Origin of the sequence: Paenibacillus sp. NPDC058071, assembly GCF_042885235.1 — a bacterium.
In the GTDB taxonomy this organism is placed as follows: Bacteria; Bacillota; Bacilli; order Paenibacillales; family Paenibacillaceae; genus Pristimantibacillus.
In genome coordinates this window covers 234,197-240,288 of sequence record NZ_JBHVSK010000010.1, presented here as the reverse complement: position 1 = coordinate 240,288, position 6,092 = coordinate 234,197, and the positions used below count along the sequence as shown (strand labels likewise).

The 6,092-nt window shown below is 44.0% G+C and carries 10 protein-coding genes and 3 tRNA genes; 5 read left to right on the top strand and 8 right to left on the bottom strand.

Translation table 11 applies throughout. From position 1 onward, the window contains the following. The 4 genes from ACFVTB_RS18165 to ACFVTB_RS18150 form a co-directional block, all read left to right on the top strand. Nucleotides 1–177, top strand: a 177-nt coding sequence (locus ACFVTB_RS18165) for an IS3 family transposase (protein ID WP_387752074.1), incomplete at its 5' end; no start/stop codon positions are given. Between the two features lie 299 nt (nt 178–476). Next, the gene (locus ACFVTB_RS18160; RefSeq protein WP_387752013.1) at nt 477–608 is read left to right on the top strand and encodes a hypothetical protein; all 132 of its coding nucleotides are present in this window, start codon (nt 477–479) and stop codon (nt 606–608) included. Between the two features lie 250 nt (nt 609–858). Continuing rightward, complete coding sequence (locus ACFVTB_RS18155) at nt 859–1,149, top strand: hypothetical protein (RefSeq protein ID WP_387752010.1); 291 nt, start codon at nt 859–861, stop codon at nt 1,147–1,149. 183 nt (nt 1,150–1,332) lie between these two features. Beyond that, the gene (locus ACFVTB_RS18150) at nt 1,333–2,277 is read left to right on the top strand and encodes an S-layer homology domain-containing protein (protein WP_387752007.1); all 945 of its coding nucleotides are present in this window, start codon (nt 1,333–1,335) and stop codon (nt 2,275–2,277) included. A gap of 47 nt (nt 2,278–2,324) precedes the next feature. Here ACFVTB_RS18150 and rnhA read toward each other — a convergent pair whose 3' ends face one another. The 8 genes from rnhA to ACFVTB_RS18110 form a co-directional block, all read right to left on the bottom strand. Further along, on the bottom strand, nt 2,325–3,005 hold the full coding sequence (gene rnhA / locus ACFVTB_RS18145) for a ribonuclease H (protein ID WP_387752004.1): 681 nt from the start codon (nt 3,003–3,005) through the stop codon (nt 2,325–2,327). Nucleotides 3,006–3,329: 324 nt separating this feature from the next. After that, nucleotides 3,330–3,719, bottom strand: a complete 390-nt coding sequence (locus tag ACFVTB_RS18140; protein ID WP_387752002.1) for a DUF5071 domain-containing protein — start codon at nt 3,717–3,719, stop codon at nt 3,330–3,332. Nucleotides 3,720–4,005: 286 nt separating this feature from the next. After that, entirely contained in the window at nt 4,006–4,308 is a 303-nt protein-coding gene (locus ACFVTB_RS18135) for a hypothetical protein (RefSeq protein WP_387751999.1), read from the bottom strand. Continuing rightward, nucleotides 4,305–4,514 carry a helix-turn-helix transcriptional regulator gene (locus ACFVTB_RS18130; RefSeq protein ID WP_387751996.1) on the bottom strand — a complete coding sequence of 70 codons (210 nt, stop codon included), beginning with the start codon at nt 4,512–4,514 and terminating at the stop codon, nt 4,305–4,307. The genes ACFVTB_RS18135 and ACFVTB_RS18130 overlap by 4 nt, the downstream gene beginning before the upstream one ends. Nucleotides 4,515–4,842: 328 nt before the next feature. After that, nucleotides 4,843–4,928 (bottom strand) — tRNA-Leu (locus ACFVTB_RS18125). Nucleotides 4,929–4,948: 20 nt separating this feature from the next. Then, a tRNA-Ile gene (locus tag ACFVTB_RS18120) sits at nt 4,949–5,025 on the bottom strand. Between the two features lie 34 nt (nt 5,026–5,059). Beyond that, nucleotides 5,060–5,136, bottom strand: a tRNA-Met gene (locus ACFVTB_RS18115). Nucleotides 5,137–5,250: 114 nt separating this feature from the next. Beyond that, nucleotides 5,251–5,415, bottom strand: coding sequence for a hypothetical protein (locus ACFVTB_RS18110; RefSeq protein ID WP_015845421.1), 165 nt, complete (start codon nt 5,413–5,415; stop codon nt 5,251–5,253). 102 nt (nt 5,416–5,517) lie between these two features. On the opposite strand from ACFVTB_RS18110, the gene ACFVTB_RS18105 reads away from it, so the two are divergent. Beyond that, complete coding sequence (locus tag ACFVTB_RS18105) at nt 5,518–6,030, top strand: 2'-5' RNA ligase family protein (protein WP_387751993.1); 513 nt, start codon at nt 5,518–5,520, stop codon at nt 6,028–6,030. Nucleotides 6,031–6,092: the final 62 nt, after the last annotated feature.

The following is a 6,092-nucleotide window of genomic DNA, read 5'->3' as shown; positions in this document are numbered from 1 at the left end:
ATGGAGACGTTCTTTGGTCATATGAAAGACGAACTTAACTACAAAGACTGCTCGTCTATTAAGGAACTACGTCTAGCGGTTAATGAGTACATGACTCATTACAATTCTGAACGTTACCAATGGACATTAAAAAAGATGACTCCTGATGAGTTCAGAAGCCATCTCATTGTTGCCTAAGACTTTGGTAACCATTTTTTTAAACTGTCTATAAATGAGGTTACAGTTCAAGCCTTGTGCTTTGTGGGTTTCTTTCGTTTGATCAGCAACTTTTTGCCTTCCCCTATGGATAACAATCACTTAATAACGGATAGGTATATTAATGATCAAAATCCGAGCGCTGGCCTCGCTCAAACTCCCCATACATCCTCTAGGCGAATAACGGTTATTCGCTGTCTCGGGTATAGATACCCAAGCAGTACTGTACCTCCCTGCATAAAATACGGTGTACTCCAAAAACGAGGAGGTGCAATGCTTAAATGTCCGGTTTTGTTGGCGGTGCTTTCACTAGCACAGGAGTTATTCTGGTGCTGTTCATCCTTTTGGTGATTATCGCTTGTAGCTGCGGTGTATTCGGCGGCGGCTACGGCGGTTATGGAAAAGGCTGCTAATCCTATCTCGCTATGATCCTGCTCGCGCCTCCATAATACCACCATTCATCGCATTCATCATGATAACGTATGCGAAAAAGGTCCGGGAAACCGGACTTTTTTCCTATTTCAATGGACTGATGACCCTGATTTCCAGCCGGAGATGTCGATAAATAATTGTTTTCAGCGGCCATATAACGACATTCCTCACAGCAGCCCTCTGTTACAATAAATGTCATGCTGTCTCACCAAAGAATAGGAGAGTGTACATATGAAAGTAATAGAGAATGAACATTTCAACAATGAAACGATCGGCTTCGACGGCTTCCACTTCATCGGCTGCACGTTTACAAACTGCGTCCTTCTGATCGAAACGCTGGAATTCAACTTCACGAATTGCTCGTTTTACGATTCGGTTCTGCATGTTAATCCGGAATTGCCCATCTTCGAAATTTCTCACCGTCTGTCGCAGTCGGCCTACGATCGAAGCACAACCTGTGTCCACGACGACTACAAATATCCGCAAACGACGCTTCAATTGCCCAATACTATTTTGAACTAAGCTGAAAATAGAACTCTATGAAGCTATAAAACGTCCACCCACGGCGCACACTATAACGGTAGAGGCTGACAATTCCGGTTTCGGAATAAGCCGATGCCGTTTTTTTCCGTCACAGTGCAACAATAATACGAGCGCTATCGTTATACATTTGACGAAACCAACTAAGATAAGGGAGAGTTTGCGATGAGAAAAAAATCAATTTTGATTGGTATCATGATGCTGCTCGTATTCTCGCTCAGCTCGACGGTCTATGCGTTCAGCGACACCAAAGGTGATCCTAACGAGAGCAAAATTGCCGCTTTGCAAAAAGAAGGCATTATTGGCGGGGAGAAAAACGACAGCTTCAACGGGAAAGGCAAGCTGACCTATGCGGCCGGCATTAGTATGATTGTAAAAGGACTGGATCTAAACCTTGACGATATCCGGTTCATTAGGCAGCCGCTGGCGAACGAATATTTCCCGAATTTGAAAAATGACGCTTGGTACTCGAACGCCTTTGTCGTCGGCCAATTTAGAGGTCTTGAAATTCCTTCTAACGTAAAGCCGAATGATGAAATGACGAAAGAGCAGTTTGCCCATCATTTGTTTAAAGCAGTTCTGACAAAAGGCGACTACATGTTCATTGATCTGTTTGTACAGATTCATGATGAAGCCGACATCAACAAAAACTACATGGACAGCATCCAAAAGCTGCTCATTACAAAAATCGCTGTCCTCGATGAAAAACAAAACTTTAACCCTAAACGGGCAATTACGAGAAGCGAATCGGCTGGCTGGTTGTATGATGCGATCAAGTTCGCTAAGGACAGTGCAACTACGATCAAGCCTTTGCCAGGCCCAGACTACGAACTGACAGTTACGCCTGTCAATAAAGAGATCAACAAAGTGACAGTAAGCACGACGCTCGGCCATCCAGGCTACGGCTTCCGCATCGTATCGATTGTATTCGAAGGCGACAAGGCGATCATTCTTGCCGAAATCACTGAGCCTGACCCGGATAAAGTATATCCGCAAGTGCTGACCGAAGCTAAAGTTTCGACTTATGTCGACGCGGCCTATACACCTGTGTTGGCTGGCGCAAGCACGAGCAAGAATAGCCCAGCAGTTCAGACGAACGCTGCGCAATAACAGAGAAAAGCCTTTCTTCCTTCAGAGGGAGAAAGGCTTTTTTATACTTATTTGCGGCCGAAATCGGCGCGAATTTCGCCCCATTCCTCCGTGTTCCACTTCTCAATGCGATTTGTAAATGGGTGGCTGTTCAGCCAATTCAGCGCCCAGTCGGCGAGCTCCCATATCCGCTTTGTTGATTCATCTCGCTTTAGCGTCGATGCGATTTTTCGGTTTCGAATCCAGGCGAGCGCCGTTCGAGAGTCGCTGTATATCGTCTTCCCGCTTCCCTGCTTATGTAAATAATCAAGCGCATGGACAACGGCGATAAATTCGCCTAGATTATTCGTTCCATTCGGGATCGGACCGACGTAGAACAACACCTCGCCCGTCTGTGTATCGACGCCTTTATATTCGACCGGACCGGGGTTACCATGCGTTCCTACATCGACGGAAATACTGTCGTAGTCGATTTCCTTGTTTTGTTCGAGCGGTACTGCTGCAGCTTTCGAGCGATACGACGTTGCTGCTTTCGCTGTCGTCGTTTTACCGCCTCCGGTGCTGCCGCCGCTTCCTTTCCCCCAATGCCGCTGCCATCCATCACGGAAGGCTTTCTCAGCCTCCTGCTTCGAAGCAAACGATTTATACTTTGCCTCCGGATAGCCGTTGACCTGCTCCTGACAATCCTTCCATACGGCGTATATGCCAGGTTGTTTACCAACCCATACCACATAATGCTTTCCTGCCATGCTTTGCTCGACACCGCCATTCTAATGTTATGTAGTAGCCTTCCACCAAAAACCCCCATCGTTCATTTGTAATGAATCCAAAAGTATCAATCGGAAGGCTAATCCATTTACACCGACACTCTCATTCCACGATATTATATTGTTTGGATGGGTAAATATCAAACCATTTATATTTAACAAACAATGCTTCCGTAGACTACTAAGAAAATAAGGTGATATTGAGTACGATATCCGCCTCTGTGAGCTTCTCTATCTCGGTTTGCTGAAGCCTTATAACAATACGAATGAAGACGAACCTGAGGGGTCTTCATTCGTCACAATTAGTTAAGTTATTTTTTTTAGTATCTTTTTTGAAAGCAAGTTTAATTCTATCTCAATTTCACCTGCTGTTGGACTATTAGCTATTCTTAATAGCTCATCCTTCAATTCTAAAATAGCGTCCTCTGATAAAAATCTAACTATATGAAACAAGCAATTATCTACCCATTCAAGATCACCCGATTGCAAAATTATTTTTATTTCGCTAATAATCTTCATGTCTAGTGGAATTAGTAATTGACATATTGGTTCAGCAATTGGCCAATTAATATCTTGCACCCATTTTAAGAGTTCAAACGATATTCCCTCAATTTCTTTAATATCTAGGGTTTTTAATATATTCACACTTTGATAATCCGATTTATGAGTAGGTAAAAATCTATTGATATTCAACATTTCACCTTCCTTTATTGTTATTTTATTCTTAAAGTAATGCCTTGTAGTACTTTCGTAAGATAATATGGTTCGCTTTCTGCGATAGCTCGCGATTCGATCCATACTTGATGTTCAACTTGGTCCGCCGTTGAAATAAAAACAAATCAGTACCTAACATCGTTTAGTTTACTTATGTACATTTTCAAATGGGAAATCGCTTGTATAATAAGATTCGCCCCAGTACGGTGGTCACCCGCCGCAGGATTCCAAGTCCTGTGCGTCTCCCCATCCCGCCACTAGCTTCCTACTAATACTTGTTATGATAGAAATAGAACGACAAGGTCCAGCCCCCTAATTGAATAAATACAAGGATACCTAGCGCTGCTGGGACAGAAAACTCCACACCTAGTAGATATAAAATAAATAAACAATAGATTGATCCTAAAATAAAATACCAGGAAGTACTATGCGATTTGGCTACGATGACTTTTAATCGCTCATCGATCCCTCTGTTCTTAGCTGCTTTTTTGACCCCCGACCATATACCAATTGCTGCAAAAAAAGCGCCAATAAGTATACCAAGCAAGCCTGGAAGCTGTTCCATATTCACGACTTCTCACTTCCTTCCTCAAAAATAAATACATCTTCGATTGTACAATGAAATACTTTAGCTATTTTATAAGCCAATTCCAACGATGGATTGTACCGACCGCTTTCGATGGAGATAATCGTTTGCCGAGAAACTCCGACTTGCTCAGACAAATTTTCCTGCGTCCATCCATTTGCAGCCCTTAATTCCTTCAAACGATGCTTCATCCTATCCTATCCCACCCTTTATGTAAAGCAACCTTTACGTAAACTATACTTTACATTTGCAAATAATGTCAAGTGACCTTTACTTAATGCTTTCACTCTGAACAATCAATATTCTTTCCATTCATATGGTAGGGACTTGTTCTTAGTTGCATACCCTTTCCAGTAACACTGATCATAAAGTTAATAAAATAAACAAAAAAATCCTGTTTCATCATGCACGTACAATTGTACGAATTATGATGAAACAGGATTTTTTTATTATGTAGACAATCAGTAATTTTAACCGTAATCGTAAAGCGCTAAGCCTTACGAACTTGGGTAAATATAATGCCGAGGACGGGAATCGAACCCGTACGGTGGTCACCCACCGCAGGATTTTAAGTCCTGTGCGTCTGCCAGTTCCGCCACCCCGGCACATGTTGCGATGCATCAAATGGTGGGCCCTACAGGACTCGAACCTGTGACCAATCGGTTATGAGCCGACCGCTCTAACCAACTGAGCTAAGGGCCCTCACAAAAACGTCAGCTGACGTAAATTGAAAGGTTGGTTGCGGGGGCAGGATTTGAACCTGCGGCCTTCGGGTTATGAGCCCGACGAGCTACCGGGCTGCTCCACCCCGCGACGCGTCCATTTGGTAAAACATCACTTTTGAAATGGCGACATGAATTAATATACAATAAACAGTTATAGTTAGTCAAGCGTTTTTCGATTTTTTAGGAAAAATATTGTATGAAGCTACACCAAGAACCGAACGCCGTACCGTCCTTTGCGCGAACGGAACACTTCAATCTCTTGCGGGCATTCGTAGCCGTATACCCACCAGTCGTTTTCCATCCGGCGAACGAGGCAGCCCGCTTGAAACTTTGTTTCGTACAACCTGACCCAATAAATCCATTTCATTGTGTATCCCTCCTCGATAAATAGCGTACCCTAAATTCGGAATTACCTTGCAATTCTGGTATACTTAAAATGTCCAATCGTTGACAAAAGGAGTTGATGTCGATGCAATACGGAATTGCCGTGTTTCCATCGCAAGAGGTACAGGATTACGCCAATGGATGGCGAATTCGCTACGACCCGAACTACTCCAAAATCCCGCCTTTTCTCACCGTACGAGATCGGGAAGCTTGGAGCGATGAACAACTGTCCGCAGCCTTGAAGCATTTGGAGACGGTAACAGCCGGACTCTCATCTTTCCTAATTCGCTTCAATCGGGTATCCAACTTCTATCCAATCACCCCTACTCTATATCTCGCTCTCGACGACCCATTGCCTATGAAAGTGCTGCATGAAGCCGTCTGCAGCGGTCCGCTTGCCGTCCAGCATTCGAAATTCGTCTATACGCCGCACGTGACGATCGGCCAGCAAATGAACGCCGATGAGCTTCACGACCTGTACGGCAACTTAAGAATGTCTGCGATTAAACTGACGTCGACCGTTGACCGCATTCAACTGATCGAGGTGCCTGACGATGGGAACTGGTCGATCCTTCGGACGTTTCCGTTCGGCGGATAACCGTTAATCTGTTCAACTACTCCTTAATAAAAAAATGACCCGCGTAAGGCAGCGTTAGCCGC

Bases quoted from the DNA above. Each gene is read 5' to 3' on its own strand.
- ACFVTB_RS18150 (WP_387752007.1), top strand. From the start codon at position 1,333: ATGAGAAAAAAATCAATTTTGATTGGTATCATGATGCTGCTCGTATTC.
- ACFVTB_RS18155 (WP_387752010.1), top strand. From the start codon at position 859: ATGAAAGTAATAGAGAATGAACATTTCAACAATGAAACGATCGGCTTC.
- ACFVTB_RS18105 (WP_387751993.1), top strand. From the start codon at position 5,518: ATGCAATACGGAATTGCCGTGTTTCCATCGCAAGAGGTACAGGATTAC.
- ACFVTB_RS18110 (WP_015845421.1), bottom strand. From the start codon at position 5,415: ATGAAATGGATTTATTGGGTCAGGTTGTACGAAACAAAGTTTCAAGCG.
- ACFVTB_RS18130 (WP_387751996.1), bottom strand. From the start codon at position 4,514: ATGAAGCATCGTTTGAAGGAATTAAGGGCTGCAAATGGATGGACGCAG.
- rnhA (WP_387752004.1), bottom strand. From the start codon at position 3,005: ATGGCAGGAAAGCATTATGTGGTATGGGTTGGTAAACAACCTGGCATA.
- ACFVTB_RS18140 (WP_387752002.1), bottom strand. From the start codon at position 3,719: ATGTTGAATATCAATAGATTTTTACCTACTCATAAATCGGATTATCAA.
- ACFVTB_RS18160 (WP_387752013.1), top strand. From the start codon at position 477: ATGTCCGGTTTTGTTGGCGGTGCTTTCACTAGCACAGGAGTTATTCTG.